Genomic DNA, 14,503 nt, shown 5'->3' on the forward strand with positions numbered 1-14,503 from the left:
ATACATATATATACCAAGCCATTGTATCACTTCTTAATTACAAGGGTGTTCAAGAAAGGAAAAGCATACTAAATTTAGATAAAAAAATTGATAAAGAGGAGGAGAAGGATATTACCACTAGGAATATGCAGGAAAGGATGATAAGAAACCTCCATGATTGCTTACAGGAGGCATTCAATACCAAAATGACCGGAGAGATACGTTGTGAGGAGGGTGGAATGATCGCCTCTGTCATCACCATCTCCGGAGAACCAGGTGGTGCAGAATATACCGATGCGGCTGGTACAATATATGGCGATACTGCGATACTCCGATTCCCGGCAGATGGTATCTTCAGCTGCATCCCCCTTACTCTCAAGGAGGCAGAGGAGCGCTCCGGAAGAGCACGCATCTTCAATCCTGCACGCCTCTTTGTCAATATAAATACTGAGCTTCAGACAGATCTCAAACCAGAGGCCGATACCGGTGTTGGAAGACTGACAATACGGATTGAAACACCTGAAACCCCACTCCAGGATCTTCGTATCGAGCTCTGGAACAACAGCAGGATGTGTGCAACAGACACAACAGATCACCGAGGAAAAGTAACCTTCAAGCTCCTTAGTGGAAACTATGAGTGCAGGGTACGTGATGGTATCAGGCTTGTCTCACGATCCATCATCGATTTCCCGGGTGGAGATCTCGAAACAAAAGTATTGATCCCAAGAGATGGGCAATGAGCGGTGAGAAGAAGGGATGGAGATCTCTCTTCAGGAAAAGAAGAGAAGAACCAATCATCTCCGAAGAGTCCCTGGACACAATGGACGAACGTGGGGAGCTTGTTGACGAACGTGTTGTATCCACTCACACCGGGAAAGAGCAGGATATCAATGAACATAGAGGTCCTGAGCAGTATCCGGAAACGCAATATCAGGATATTCAAGATGATACTGATCGAACAGTGAAGAAAAAAAACCATACCGCACACCCACTCCCTCTGGAGGAGGTGGTAATTGATACTATAGCACCACACGCTTCATCAGAAGCTCCACAGCACCAGGAACATCAGACAGAAGAAAAGCCAGCTAAAAAGAATACTGAAAAGAAGAGAACTTTCCTTGATCTCTTCTCAATCCGGCGTCGCACGCATGAGGAGTACTCCCCTGAGAAGCATGGTCCACTCGTCGATCTATCATTTCTGCCACCCCCCGGTGTCGAGGAGATCGAGGTATATCCTGTACACCCCCCCTATGCCTACATACGGATACTCTACGACATCGTCTCGCATGAGTATACCTATCAGGTGATTGAGCCGATCCTGACAGAGGGTGAGGAAGAGTTTTATCATGAGATAAAAAGCAGACTCTTCGAGACCCTTGATATTAGCACCCGGGGCCTTTCGAGAGAAGAAACAAGGGAGCTCCTTCGGAAAGCCTGCCGGGGGATCATAGCAGACTATGAAATCAATCTTGACCCTGCAGAGGAAGAGAAGATCCTCTACAGGATGGATCGCGAGTTTCTTGGCGATGCCCTCATCGATCCGATCATGCATGACGTATATATCGAGGATATCTCCTGTGACGGGCTGATGGCGCCGATCTTCGTCTATCACACACGTTATGAATCGATGAAGACGACCCTTACCTACAAGGATTCGAAAGAACTCGACTCTTTTGTCACAAAACTTGCACAGAGAGCCGGGAAGTATATCTCCATTGCGGAGCCGATCCTGGATGCAACAATGTCCGACGGGTCGCGCATCCAGATGACCCTTGGAACTGAAGTGACCGCACACGGATCGACATTCACCATCAGGAAGTTCCGGGAAGAGCCGATCACCCCGACCGATCTCATCGAGTGGAAGACCTTCTCATCTCTCTCCATCGCATTTCTCTGGCTTGCCGTAGAGAGCGGAAAATCATGCCTCTTCGCAGGCGGTACTGCATCCGGGAAGACGACCTCGCTCAATGCAATATCGCTCTTCATGCCCCCGCTTGCCAAGATCATCACCCTCGAAGACACGCGGGAGCTGAAACTGCCGCATCCAAACTGGATCCCAAGTATAACACGGGACTCCTTTGATACCGGGGGGCGGGGGGAGATTGATCTCTATGAGCTTCTCAGGGCAGCATTACGGCAGAGGCCCGAATACCTCCTCGTCGGAGAGGTCCGGGGGCGGGAGGCGCTCACCCTCTTTCAGGCGATGAGTACAGGCCACATCACGTACTCAACCATCCATGCCGACTCCGTTGCAAGTGTCGTCCACCGTCTTGAGAACCCACCGATGAATGTTCCAAGGAACATGCTCTCTGCACTCAACCTTGTATCCGTCCAGGTGCAGGCACGGGTCGGCGGTCAGAGGATCAGGAGAAACAAACAGATCATCGAGATACTGGATATCGATCCCCGAACAAATGAGCTCATTACAAACGAGGTCTTCAGATGGAAGCCTGCAACCGATGAGATCGCATACCTTGGAAAATCCTTCATCCTCGAGGATATTATGGAGGAACGGGGATGGAATGATGAAAGGATGCAGGAGGAGCTGAAAAGACGGCAGGAAGTGCTTGAATGGATGCGGGTGCGCAAGATTCGGCATTATCATGACGTATCTGCCATCCTGATGGAGTATTTCCGAAATCCAGAAGACGTTATCAGACGGGTACGAAGAGATCTTTATGAACAGGTATGAGAGGTTCTGTTTCAATCTCCTCGGCTCGAGGATGAAGGAGAAGCGCTTAAGCCATAGTGAACTCCTTGGAAGCCTTATATCCGCACGACACAGCGTCCCGTTTGAGGTCTACCTCTCAACGGCAACCATCACGTCAATTATTGCAGGACTCGTGGGTGCCATCATAGCAGGAGTCTGCACCTATATCTTCAGACTTCCCGAATTGATCAGGTACCAGGGAACACTACCAGGATTCTTCTATGAATATGCACAGTACGGGTTAATCGCTGGTACGATCTTCATCACGATCCTCTCACTCATCATTATCGGAGGGTTCACCTATCTCTTCTACCTCATCTACCCATCCATTATGGCTGGAGAGAGAAGGCGAAAGATCGATACCACCCTCCCCCACGCAATCAATTATATTACAGCAATGTCCACGGCGGGCATTACACCAGCCGAGATCTTTCGTCTCCTTGGAGAGTCTCCGGTCTATGGGGAGAGTTCGACTGAAGCCAGGCATATCGCACGTGAGATAGATCTCTTTGGCCGGGACCTCATCGATGCTCTCAGGGTCGTCTCAACGACAACACCAAGTGAGCGTTTAAAAGAATTTCTTCAGGGAGCAATGGGCGCAATTACCAGCGGGAGCAATCTCACGGATTATTTTAAACAGAAGGCAAATCAGTATGCAATTGAGAACCGACACGAGCAGAAGGCATTTCTTGAGACGCTTGGACTCATCTCCGAATCCTATGTGACAGCACTGGTTGCCGGAACCCTCTTCCTTGTCATCCTCCAGTCCGTTATGTCGATGCTCTCTGGGACAAGCAACCCGCTTTTCCTCTTTGTGATCATCTACCTGATCATGCCATTTGGCAGTGTGATGTTTCTTGTGATGATTAGTTCGATGACACCGGAGGCCTGAGATGAGGGATCTTCTTCGAAGGAACAGGAGCGAGGCAGAAGAGTCGCCTGATCTGATAATCCGCAGGAAGATCGACGAGAAACGGGCAGAGGACCAGGGGTTCCGGGGATTTATCCGCCATCCTCTCCGTTCACTTATCAAAAGTCCCCTTCACAGCCTCTATCTTACCGTCCCGATTGCATTGGTATTATCGTTCATCTGGGTTCTGATCAGCACCCGGCGTTATGGAACAGAGATGGTATTTGGAACCACAATCATCGACGACGTTCTGATTGTTGCTCTTCTCATCATCATCACTCCCCTCTCCATCCTCGACTTCATTGAGGACAGGCGCCAGAGAAGCCTGGAAGCGGCACTTCCAAACTTCTTCCGGGATCTTGCAGGAATGAACGAATCAGGGATGACACTCCCTGGTGCCGTCCATCTCGTCGCTCAGGCAGAGTATGGAGCCCTGACCAGACACATTCGGCAGCTGGATCAGGAGATGTCATGGAATGTCCCATTTGTTGAGGCGATATTCCGGTTCGGTGAGGCTATCCGAACCCCACTTGCAACACGGAGTGTCGAACTGATTGCAAAGGCGAGTAAGGCAGGGGGGGACATCTCCAATGTCCTACGTGCCGCAGCCATCGACACCTATGAGTTCGTCAACCTCAAAACAGAACGGCTCAATAATATGTTCATCTATATCGTCATCATCATCATCTCATTCTTCGTCTATATGTTCGTCATCGGTGTCCTGACGAGTACGTTCCTTGAGACGATGGCGGCTGCAGGTGAATCGGCGCAGGCATCCGGTGCTGGCGCCGGCTTCATGGCAGCGATTGATATCGATTTTTATAAACGCATATTCTCCCATGCCGTCATCCTGCAGGGATTCTTCTCAGGTCTTGTCGCAGGGCAGATGGGTGAGGGAAGAGCGCTTGCCGGATTAAAGTTCTCTGCGGTTATGGTCTTTATCGGCTGGATGGTCTTTCGTTTTCTCATCTGAAAGAAGACCCTGAATAGAGAAAAAAAGCGGTAAGTGGTTAATTTATATTATCAATCTTATACCCCTTCTGCGAGAGGAGGTCCTTCACCCTGTCACGGTGATTTCCCTGCAGCTCGATGGTATTCCCTTTAACGGTTCCTCCACAGGCAAGTTTGCCTTTCAGGAACTTCGAGAGGTCTTCAAGATCAATCTCATATGGATCAAGTCCGTCAACGACGGTTACTTCCTTACCGTACCGTCGCCGGTTAATCTTGACGAGGATCCTCTGCTGTTCCTTAGCTACCTCTTCACAGATACAAAGTTCCTTTGGAAGTCCACATTTTGGGCATATGCCACTGTTCATTAACCATTACTGGACGTTCATCTCTATTTATTGTATCCGGTAAAAGAGGGATTTCATGCCCCATTGATGACCCCCTTTTTTATCTTCATAGAAAGAGTACGTATGGAAATATGTCGCTTATCGTGCTTGGAACTGCCTCACACGTCGGAAAGAGTGTAACTGTTGCAGGAATATGCCGTGCGCTCTCCGACCGTGGATATACAGTCACTCCCTTTAAAGCGCAGAATATGAGTTTAAACTCATATGTCACCGGAGATGGTGCCGAGATCGGAATAGCACAGGCGATGCAGGCAGCCGCAGCCCGTCGTGAACCCTCAGCGGATATGAACCCGATCCTGCTTAAGCCCAAGGGGGAGAGCATTTCGCAGGTGATCGTCCTTGGAAAGCCCTATAAGGATCTGCCAATACGAGAATACTATAAGGAGACCGATGCGCTCCTTGAGATAGCCGTCTCCGCGTATGAACGGCTCGATAAGGAGACGGGCTGTGTGATATGTGAAGGAGCGGGGGGTGCGGCAGAGCTGAATCTCTATGATCGGGATATCGCCAATATCAGGCTTGCAGAACGACTCAACATTCCAATTATCCTGGTTGCCGATATTGAAAGAGGGGGGGTCTTTGCACAGCTTTATGGAACGATGGAACTCCTCCCACCACATATCCGCAGACTCGTTGCCGGTATAATCATTAACAAATTCAGGGGTGATCCCGGAATATTCGAATCAGGCATCAGGATGGTTGAATCTATCTGCGGTGTTCCGGTCCTTGGGCTTGTCCCGTATACAGATCTCCAGCTTCCAAGCGAGGATTCCCTCTCATTGAATGATAAGCGCGCATCAGGGTCACCGATACGCATTGGTATCATCCGCCTCACAAGGATCTCCAACTTCACCGACTTTGAGTCGCTGGAACGGGGTGCTTCAGTAGAATATGTCGTCCCCGGCAGCACACTTGAGCCATATGACTGTATCATCATTCCGGGTACAAAAAATTCTGTTGAGGATCTGGAAGAGCTCAGGGAGAAAGGGACAATACAGGAGATTTGGAAGGCACATGAACGAGGCATCCCGGTGATTGGAATCTGCGGGGGATACCAGATGCTTGGGGAGCAGATCATCGATGATGCGATAGAATCAGGTCGCCGGGGGGTATATACAGGCATTGGCCTCCTCCCGGTTGAGACACGGTTTTCCGAATACAAAAAGACAACAATCCAGGTTGTCCGCCAGGCAGAGCCGATCGGACCCATCCTCTCCGGTATCGGGGAAGTGAGGGGATATGAGATCCATATGGGTGAGACAGTACGAAAGGGTGGAAATCAGGCCTTCTCCGGAGAGGGGGCATCCAGTGATGATGGAATGGTCTTTGGGACATATCTGCACGGGCTCTTTCAGAACAGAAATGCCGCTCTCGCCCTTCTCAGATACCTGCATGAGAGAAAGGGATTATCATATTCCGAAGAGATATACATCGATCCATACGAAGAGCTCGCCCGCCATTTTGAGAGGCACCTTGACATGGAGGCGATCATCGCATTGAACAACGGGGATGATGGCAGGAAATGACAACACGGATGTCATTTACACTGGAGAGCAAACTGTCAGATCAGATTGAACAGTTTGCACAGGAGATGAGGGTCGATCGAAATGAAGCAATTCTCAGACTTATTGAGGCGGGCATCATCAAGTATTCCGAAGAGAAGGGATTCATTCCGATACAGCAGGAGCGGGGTTTTCAGGAAGTGAAGGTGATCAAAAGATCCATTGATGACCTGACGGCAACAGTCAGCGACCTGAAGAAGGAGATCAGGGTTATCCATCACATCCTTGATCTGAGACATCAGAAGGAGAGCAGACCTGTTCAGAAAGAGAGCCGCCGCTGGTGGGAGTTCTGGAAAGGTATCTGAATGATCAGCTGATGATCGACATGATACTCCGAAAACCCTCCCCCTGCAGATCGTCACACCAGACCTTTGTCACAGTTTTGAGGTTAACCTCTTCTGAAGCCCCGCTCCTTGAACAGTACGCACGGGCAGGGGAGACCACCTTCTTCCCTTTTGCCTCAAAATGCGTCGAGTGAACACAGAAGCGGCACCGATCAAGTGTAACAGGTTTCTTTGGCAGGCAGGCAACCATACCGTTCTCAACGACCAGAATTCTCAGGCGGGCATCATCCATAATAAACCACCGTATACCCGTCTTTTTGTAATGCTTCCTGAACCTTCTGCTTCCAGACAGTGTCATCAGACCCTCCATACAGCGAAACGAGTTCTGACCACCGCCTCGTTAGATCAGGATCATCGGTTTTGATATCCCTGCGTCCCTTCATCTCACCACATACGATATCATCACGTCCGATTCTTCCGGTGCAGCAGACATACTCACGGCAAAAGCGGGGGCGTGATCCATGGATAGTACAAATAATCCTCTCTTCAGCTTCCTTTCTGAGAAAAGGACATGCATGTGGATGATCTCTGAAATATGACCGATCCTTCAGAAGATCCGATCTTCCGGGATCCGGAATTGCACGAAATGTCTCCCTGGTCAGGGTGAGGGTGCACCGGTACGTAGTGCCAGTCTGCTGATCGATTCTGATATACCGTCCAAACCCATTGCAGCAACGCCCGCAGAGGGTACAGGAAAACTCCGACTCCATATCATTCCTCTCTGGCTCCGGGTAGATAAGAGTATGGCAGGTCAAAACACCACTATTAACTGGAAATGATGACCATCTCATTATCATGAAAGTCTGTATCATGTGTGGGGGGGAGGGGACCCGTCTCCGCCCTTTGACCTTTGAGAGGCCAAAGCCGACGATTCCCATCGGAGGGGTTCCCTCGATCCAGCATCTGGTCATTCATCTCGCCAACCTCGGCTTTACTGATATCGTCATCACACTTGGCTATCTGGGGGATCGGATACGGGAGGCGCTTGGTGACGGATCGCTCTACTCTGCAGATATCACCTATGTCGAGGAGAAGACAAAGCTTGGAACCGCCGGATCAGTCAAGAATGCAGAGGAATACCTTGAGGGAACACCCTTCCTTGTCGTCGGAGGAGACCATGTTACAGATATTAACCTCCTTGAGTTTTACCGTGAACACAAAAAGAACGGTGCCATCACCTCAATCGGATTGATCAGCATCGACGATCCATCTGAATACGGGATTGCAGAACTTGATGCAACCTTCACCATCCGCAGGTTCAAAGAGAAGCCTTCTCCCGGTGAGATCTTCTCGAATCTCGCATCCACAGGAATGTATGTCTGCAATTCTGAGATCTTTGATTACATCCCCACCGGCAGAAAGTTTGACTTCGCACGGGATCTCTTCCCGGCCCTGATGCATGATGGCAGGACCATCAAGGGCTGGCTTGCCAGGGGAAACTGGACCGATGTCGGATCCCCATCGATGCTCAGGCAGGCGGAACGCTGGAAACTGGCTGATATCGGTATGACAACAATCAAGGGAACCCTCTCTGTCAGGGATGCACAGATCACAGGACCTGTCCGGTTTGGTGACGCCATCTCTCTGGGATCACGATCACGCATCATCGGCCCGGTCTCCATCGGAGAGGGGGCAACGATTGGAGAGGATGTTATCATCGGCCCCTACACATCCATCGGAGATCACTGTGTGATCTCAAATGGCTCCAAGATCTTCTCATCATCCATATACTCAGGAGTCAGGATCGGGACCGGTTCAACAATCAGCGGGAGTATCATCGACAATGATGTTGTCATCAGAGATGGCTGCTCAATTGAGAATGATACCGTCATCGGTCCACGTGCTTCCATAGGAGAGGGGGTCGTCGTCCATTCACGAACCCGGCTCTGGCCTGAGGTTAACGTTCAGCCAGGGACAGTGGTAAAAGAGTACGTCCTGAATGATGCATATGACACCCGGCATGAGGGGTCATAGAACCCCTGCTTCAGCTATGTGGTACAAGCCGGTGGGTGATAGCAACGAGTGGGTGTCTGGCATAGTCCAGAACCACAATATCATCGAGTGAGTGAAGGTTCATGGTATTAGCCGTCCTCTCCAGCCCAAGCTCGATATCCTCGGTTATATCGATGATATACGCCTCCAGATGCCTGATGCCGAGCCGCTTGGCAGCAACGGCGCGATGGTGGCCATCCACCATGATCAGCTTCCCCGGCTGCCTGACAGCGATGACAGGTTCGGCCAGACCTTTTCTGATCTCGTACATCCTCCCCTCAAGTTCATCCTGATAGATCTTTGCCTGGGTCGGCCGGAGCTTGTCGACGGGAATCATGCCCCGGTCAAGGGTCGGTTCGATCCCGTACAGCTTGGTGAGGGTCTTCATAAAGTTAAAGACCTTCTCCGGGGATACATGCTCAATCTGGGAGCGGATAACATCAGCATTTGAGATGATACCGACGAGTTCGTTCTTCTCGTCGATTACCGGGAGTTTCTGAATGCCTGATCGGAAGATGACCCGTGCCGCATCGGTGATGCACATCTCGGGATCGGCAACGATCAGGTGGCGTGACATGATCTGGTCGATACGGGTTGATGGATGGACCCCGATGATATCCCGTGCGGAGATATAACCGACGACCTTCTTTCCCCGGACGACAGGAAAACCGTCATGATGAGTCGATCTGATATGGGAGATAACATCCTTTACCGTTCCAGCCGCCTCGACCGTCACAACGTCGTAGGTCATATAGTCACTGACCTTCTTCTTCTCCATTGGTATTGATATTCCCACAAAACACCATCAAAGCATCGGTCTTTAAAAAAGTATCAGTTGACAGGAATTGTCCTTCCTGTCTCCTTCTCGGACAACTTCAGCCGGATCTCAAGGACTCCGTTTTTAAAGGAAGCTTGTGCACTCTCCTCATCAACATCGCCAGGGAGGCGGACGACGCGGCGCATCGATCCATAGACTCGCTCCCTCATGAAGTAGTTCTCCTCTTCCTCCTTCTTCTCTTCCCGCCGTTCTGTTGATATCTCAAGGGTCCGTGGATCATGGAGCCGGACATTGACCTGCTCCTTCTCGATTCCCGGAAGATCCGCGACGACGACAACGTCGCCCTCATGCTCACAGACATCAACCCGGAACTCCCCTCTGACAGCCGGGATAAGGCGATCTGCCGCCCCCCCCTCAGGGAGCAGTGTCCTGCCTCCGGAGAAGAGATCCTGGAAACGGGTCTCCATCTCTCCCATCATCTCATCAATCTCATGGCCAAGTGAGCCGAACGGATATCTTCGCCTACGCCATACCATAGTTTGTACCTCCAGACCACACAGGGTGTGTGGTTAACCTTCGGTTAGGAATAGCAAGAACATAATTTTTTCTATGGTGCCAATGCTTATCCCTGGTATGGGATCATCATAAAGGAATGAGGGGGCTGTCATAGTAGCGAGCCCGTCATCCCGGTAATCACGGGAGTGAGTGCGTCTCGATCCAATGCCATGGTCCGGACCGGATGCTGATATTTTTTGTAGTACCAGAGCAGAGAGAGTACAATTCAGGAGATCGAAGATGGAGATCACACCGACAGAGATACAGAATATCCGATTTTTGAAAGTATCCGGCAGAATCGACTCTTCCAACGCCCCCGACGCTGAAGAGAAACTCCGGGGATATGCAGAGGGCGGGGACGGCCCGGTCATCATCGACGGGAGTGAACTGACATATATCAGCAGTGGCGGCCTTCGCGTCCTGCTTACCATCGAAAAAGGGTTGGCAAAAGAGGACCGGCATATCATCCTCTGCTCCCTCCGTCCGGATGTTGAGAAGATCTTCAGACTGACCGGTTTTTCATCCATCTTTTCCATCCATCCCTCCATTGATGCCGCTATGGCGTATCTTCAGGGATAGAGCCTGGAGTCAAATTGTAAACGGCGGCATCCAGATGCGAGGATAAGGAGAGGATCAGAATCACCTATCCATCCTAACGAAGCATTATCTGGATCAATACCATTACAGAAGATATGCATATCCATACGCCCATCCTGATCGTGGGAATTCTGATCTCCCTGCTCATCCTTATCTCCCCCGTCAATGCAGCAGAGACGGGATCTGTTGAGATCATCTCAGACCCTGGCAACGCCGAGGTCTATATCACGGGCCAGTTCCGGGGCTACACCCCCATCACCATCAGCGAACTCAGACCCGGACTGACCCGGATCTCTGTGAGGAGGCCAAACTACCAGAACTGGGACGGGGTCGCCTACATTACACCGGGTGCAACCGTCCGGCTTGAGCCGGAACTTGCACGAACAGGAACTGTTTTCCGAAATACCGGAAACATCGTCATCACCACACATCCGGAAGCGGTTGTATTGCAGAATCAGAACTATGTCGGAGTGACAGATGAGGACGGGAGCCTCATTATCGCACGGACCGACCTGGGCGCCCACCTGATAACAATAGAGAAAGAGGGGTATTACAGTTATCAGGAGTATACCACCGTCTATCCGGGGAAGACGTCCGGTATTGTGAAAGAGCTTCAGCCACTCACCACACCGGAACCTGCCCCACCGGTCCCGACTCCTGATCTCCGGGTATCGCCTGTTCCGACACCGCCTGAGCAGAGTGCGCCGGCCCCTGCAATCATCATCGCAGGGATCGTCGCAGCATCATTGGCAGCAGGAGTTATGCGCCGGTTCTGATCTGTTCTGCTATCCAGTCGCCGACACTGCTCGTCGACTGGCTGCCACCCATATCTTTTGTGACATGGCCGGCGATAATCGATGACTCGATTCCTCTGATGACGGCATCAGCAGCTTCTTTCTCCCCGATATTCTCAAGCAGAAGTGCGCCGGCCCAGATCGTCGCAAGGGGGTTTGCGATATTCATCCCTTTGTACTTCGGGGCAGAGCCATGGATCGGCTCAAACATTGAGATTCCATCAGGGTTGATGTTTCCACCGGGTGCGAGACCAAGGCCCCCCTGAATCATCGCTCCAAGGTCAGTGATGATATCCCCAAACATATTCGGGGTGACAACGACATCGAACCATTCAGGGTTCTTGACAAACCACATCGTCACCGCATCGACAAAGGTGAAATCGGTCTTGACATCAGGATATCTGCCCGAAACCGAGGTGAAGACCTCACGCCAGAGTCCGTAGATGTCGGAGAGGACGTTGGCCTTATCAACCGATGTGCAGCTCTTCTCCCTCTCCTGGGCACGCTCAAAGGCATAATTGATGACCCGCTCTGCACCCTCCCTGGTGATGAGGCCGATCTGGTAGGCGACCTCCGTCGCATCACTCTCAACATCAACGCCGAATTTGATGGAGTAGAGATTGCGGATCACCTCAAGGCTCGTCTTCTCAGATCCAGTAAACCGTGATCCGATACCGACATAGAAGTCCTCGGTATTCTCCCTCACAACAAGGAAATCGATATCCTCGGGCTTCTTGTTGGCAAGGGGTGTGGTGACGCCATCCAGAAGCTTGATCGGGCGGAGATTGATATACTGGTCAAAATGGAACCTGAGGGCAAGGAGAATACCCTTCTCAATAATGCCGGGTTTGACGCGATCATCGCCCAATGCACCAAAATAGATCGAGTCACAGGCTTCAAGACCGGTGATATCTTCCTCGGTCAGAAGTTCTCCGGTCCTGAGGTACCGTTCCGATCCAATATCGAAGTTGACCCAGTCGATATCAAAGTTGAACCGCTCACCGGCGGCATCCAGGACAGTGACTCCTGCATCAATGATCTCAGGTCCGATTCCATCTCCATCTATACGTGCTACTCTGTGCATGTCTTCACCTCCGGGTGCGCCCGCGCATAGGCGACGAGCCCCCCCGCTTTTATTATTTCAAGAAGGAATTCCGGAACAGGATCGATCGGGTATCGCTTCCCGGCCGACTCAATATATCCTTCATCCGTATTTACAATCAGTTCTGCCCCATCCGCAATAGCTCCGGCATCTTCACAGACAAGCGGAAGAAGTCCGGTATTAATGGCATTTCGATAAAATATCCTCGCATACGACTCAGCGACGATCACCCGGACACCGGAGCCCCGGATAGCAAGGGGTGCATGCTCACGTGACGAGCCACAGCCAAAGTTGCGGCCACCGACGATGATATCCCCTTCTTCAGCCTGCTTTGAAAAGTCGTCACGGGTTCCCTCAAACGCATGTGAGGCAAGTTCTTTTTCATCATAGATCGTCAGAAAACGACCCGGTATGATTGCATCCGTATCGATATCGTTGCCAAATTTCCAGACACGCATCGCCATTACACCCCCCTCGGATCAGTTATCTCACCATACAGGGCACTTGCCGCAGCCGTTGCCGGGGATGAGAGATAGACCTCAGCCTCCGTACTTCCCTGCCGTCCCCGGAAGTTCCGGTTGGATGTTGAGAGGGAGACTTCACCCGGTGCAAGGAGACCAAATGCCCCACCCATGCACGGACCACAGCAGGGCGCCTCGACAAGAGCGCCTGCCTCGACGAACCGTTCGATGAGCCCTGCACGGAGGGTCTTGAGATACTCGTCACGGGATGCCGGGATGATGATCACCCGCACCTTATCAGAGAAGGTCTCGTTACCCAGGACCTCGGCAGCCTCCTGCATATCCTCAAACCTGCCGTTTGTGCAGGAGCCGATGAAGACCTGATCGACCTTTCGTCCTGCAACCTCCTCAACGGAGACGACATTATCGACATTATGGGGAACGGCAACCTGTGGTGAGAGATCAGCGACATCATATGACCGCTGATCAAGATAGACGGCATCCGGATCAGGTGCGATATCGACGGGATCAAACGACCTCCGTTCCTTCAGATACGCCAGTGTCACCTCGTCAGGGGGGACGATCCCTGCCTTCCCACCCATCTCGATTGCCATATTACAGCAGGTCATCCTGCCCGGCATATCCATCTCGTTAAAAGCAGATCCACCAAACTCGAGCGCACGGTAGGTGGCACCATCTGCACCGATATCACCGGTAAGCCTGAGGATGAGATCCTTGGGGCCGACCCTGGGTGAGAACCGGCCTTCTGCTTTAACCCTGATACTCTCGGGGACCCGGAAGTACAGGGCACCGAACTTGAGGGCAAACCCCATATCGGTCGATCCGATACCGGTTGCAAATGCCCCGACAGCTCCGTACATGCAGGTATGGGAGTCACTCCCGACAACGATATCGCCAGGAGCGACCCGCCCTTTCTCAAGAGCAACCTGGTGGCAGACACCTTCACGGAGATCATAATTAACAATTCCCTGATCCTCGGCAAATGCCCGCATCATCACGTGATTTTTTGCAGCCGGAATGGAATCGGCAGGGATCTGGTGATCGAAAAGGAGAATGATCTTCTCGGGATCAAAGACGCGTTCTCCCCCCATCTCCCAAAACTGGGTAATAGCAAGGGGTCCGGTGATGTCATGAATCATTGCGGCGTCTATTGGCGCCATAACGACATCACCAGCCTTCTTCTCCCTGTGACATCTTCGTGAGAATATCTTCTCAGCAACAGTCAATCCTCTGGCCATCGGTGTACTTATCCTCCTTCATGCTATACTATTCTTTGGATGAGAAGAGATCGATTTCATATTTGCAGAAGAATCAGGCATAATGTGGATATCAGGCGGTGAATA

Annotated in this window: 17 protein-coding genes; 9 read left to right on the forward strand and 8 right to left on the reverse strand. The window is 51.4% G+C overall.

The genetic code is table 11. The features are described from left to right. Positions 1-137 precede the first annotated feature (137 nt). Genes J2T58_RS03255 through J2T58_RS03270 form a run of 4 tightly spaced genes read left to right on the forward strand, consistent with a single transcriptional unit; the run spans position 138 to position 4,572 of the window. The gene (locus tag J2T58_RS03255) at positions 138-719 is read left to right on the forward strand and encodes a hypothetical protein (RefSeq protein WP_253487390.1); all 582 of its coding nucleotides are present in this window, start codon (positions 138-140) and stop codon (positions 717-719) included. Then, positions 716-2,671 carry a type II/IV secretion system ATPase subunit gene (locus J2T58_RS03260; RefSeq protein WP_253487391.1) on the forward strand — a complete coding sequence of 652 codons (1,956 nt, stop codon included), beginning with the start codon at positions 716-718 and terminating at the stop codon, positions 2,669-2,671. Before J2T58_RS03255 ends, J2T58_RS03260 begins: the two co-directional genes overlap by 4 nt. Beyond that, the gene (locus J2T58_RS03265; RefSeq protein WP_253487392.1) at positions 2,658-3,581 is read left to right on the forward strand and encodes a type II secretion system F family protein; all 924 of its coding nucleotides are present in this window, start codon (positions 2,658-2,660) and stop codon (positions 3,579-3,581) included. Before J2T58_RS03260 ends, J2T58_RS03265 begins: the two co-directional genes overlap by 14 nt. 1 nt (position 3,582) lies before the next feature. Further along, a complete protein-coding gene (locus J2T58_RS03270; protein WP_253487393.1) occupies positions 3,583-4,572 on the forward strand; it encodes a type II secretion system F family protein in 990 nt (329 codons plus the stop codon). A gap of 37 nt (positions 4,573-4,609) precedes the next feature. Here J2T58_RS03270 and yciH read toward each other — a convergent pair whose 3' ends face one another. Beyond that, positions 4,610-4,915 (reverse strand): stress response translation initiation inhibitor YciH, encoded by a 306-nt coding sequence (gene yciH / locus J2T58_RS03275; protein ID WP_253487395.1) that lies wholly within the window; start codon positions 4,913-4,915, stop codon positions 4,610-4,612. Between the two features lie 110 nt (positions 4,916-5,025). Here yciH and J2T58_RS03280 point away from each other — a divergent pair, with 110 nt between their 5' ends. Beyond that, positions 5,026-6,480 carry a cobyric acid synthase gene (locus J2T58_RS03280; protein WP_253487397.1) on the forward strand — a complete coding sequence of 485 codons (1,455 nt, stop codon included), beginning with the start codon at positions 5,026-5,028 and terminating at the stop codon, positions 6,478-6,480. Next, positions 6,477-6,821 (forward strand): type II secretion system protein E, encoded by a 345-nt coding sequence (locus J2T58_RS03285; protein ID WP_253487400.1) that lies wholly within the window; start codon positions 6,477-6,479, stop codon positions 6,819-6,821. Before J2T58_RS03280 ends, J2T58_RS03285 begins: the two co-directional genes overlap by 4 nt. A 4-nt stretch (positions 6,822-6,825) precedes the next feature. On the opposite strand, the gene J2T58_RS03290 is transcribed toward J2T58_RS03285, so the two are convergent. Both J2T58_RS03290 and J2T58_RS03295 read right to left on the reverse strand, forming a co-directional pair. Further along, positions 6,826-7,092 carry a hypothetical protein gene (locus J2T58_RS03290; RefSeq protein ID WP_253487403.1) on the reverse strand — a complete coding sequence of 89 codons (267 nt, stop codon included), beginning with the start codon at positions 7,090-7,092 and terminating at the stop codon, positions 6,826-6,828. Continuing rightward, a complete protein-coding gene (locus J2T58_RS03295; RefSeq protein ID WP_253487405.1) occupies positions 7,085-7,570 on the reverse strand; it encodes a YkgJ family cysteine cluster protein in 486 nt (161 codons plus the stop codon). Before J2T58_RS03295 ends, J2T58_RS03290 begins: the two co-directional genes overlap by 8 nt. Before the next feature lie 85 nt (positions 7,571-7,655). Between J2T58_RS03295 and J2T58_RS03300 the strand changes: the two genes are divergently transcribed. Further along, positions 7,656-8,834 carry a nucleotidyltransferase family protein gene (locus J2T58_RS03300; protein ID WP_253487407.1) on the forward strand — a complete coding sequence of 393 codons (1,179 nt, stop codon included), beginning with the start codon at positions 7,656-7,658 and terminating at the stop codon, positions 8,832-8,834. Positions 8,835-8,844: 10 nt separating this feature from the next. On the opposite strand, the gene J2T58_RS03305 is transcribed toward J2T58_RS03300, so the two are convergent. Together J2T58_RS03305 and J2T58_RS03310 are read right to left on the reverse strand one after the other, a co-directional pair. After that, positions 8,845-9,630, reverse strand: a complete 786-nt coding sequence (locus J2T58_RS03305) for a CBS domain-containing ParB/RepB/Spo0J family partition protein (RefSeq protein WP_253487409.1) — start codon at positions 9,628-9,630, stop codon at positions 8,845-8,847. Between the two features lie 53 nt (positions 9,631-9,683). After that, entirely contained in the window at positions 9,684-10,166 is a 483-nt protein-coding gene (locus J2T58_RS03310) for an Hsp20/alpha crystallin family protein (RefSeq protein WP_253487410.1), read from the reverse strand. 259 nt (positions 10,167-10,425) lie between these two features. Between J2T58_RS03310 and J2T58_RS03315 the strand changes: the two genes are divergently transcribed. Both J2T58_RS03315 and J2T58_RS03320 read left to right on the forward strand, forming a co-directional pair. After that, on the forward strand, positions 10,426-10,764 hold the full coding sequence (locus J2T58_RS03315; RefSeq protein WP_253487411.1) for an STAS domain-containing protein: 339 nt from the start codon (positions 10,426-10,428) through the stop codon (positions 10,762-10,764). Positions 10,765-10,877: 113 nt separating this feature from the next. After that, entirely contained in the window at positions 10,878-11,558 is a 681-nt protein-coding gene (locus J2T58_RS03320; RefSeq protein WP_253487412.1) for a PEGA domain-containing protein, read from the forward strand. Here the strand turns inward: J2T58_RS03320 and J2T58_RS03325 are convergent. The 3 genes from J2T58_RS03325 to J2T58_RS03335 are packed head-to-tail and all read right to left on the reverse strand — an operon-like array spanning position 11,542 to position 14,398. After that, positions 11,542-12,660 (reverse strand): 3-isopropylmalate dehydrogenase, encoded by a 1,119-nt coding sequence (locus J2T58_RS03325; protein WP_253487413.1) that lies wholly within the window; start codon positions 12,658-12,660, stop codon positions 11,542-11,544. The genes J2T58_RS03320 and J2T58_RS03325 overlap by 17 nt on opposite strands. Further along, the gene (locus J2T58_RS03330) at positions 12,648-13,136 is read right to left on the reverse strand and encodes a 3-isopropylmalate dehydratase small subunit (protein WP_253487414.1); all 489 of its coding nucleotides are present in this window, start codon (positions 13,134-13,136) and stop codon (positions 12,648-12,650) included. The genes J2T58_RS03325 and J2T58_RS03330 overlap by 13 nt, the downstream gene beginning before the upstream one ends. A 5-nt stretch (positions 13,137-13,141) precedes the next feature. Beyond that, on the reverse strand, positions 13,142-14,398 hold the full coding sequence (locus tag J2T58_RS03335; protein WP_253487416.1) for a 3-isopropylmalate dehydratase large subunit: 1,257 nt from the start codon (positions 14,396-14,398) through the stop codon (positions 13,142-13,144). Positions 14,399-14,503: the final 105 nt, after the last annotated feature.

Source organism: Methanocalculus alkaliphilus (assembly GCF_024170505.1).
GTDB classification, from domain to species: domain Archaea; phylum Halobacteriota; class Methanomicrobia; order Methanomicrobiales; family Methanocorpusculaceae; genus Methanocalculus; species Methanocalculus alkaliphilus.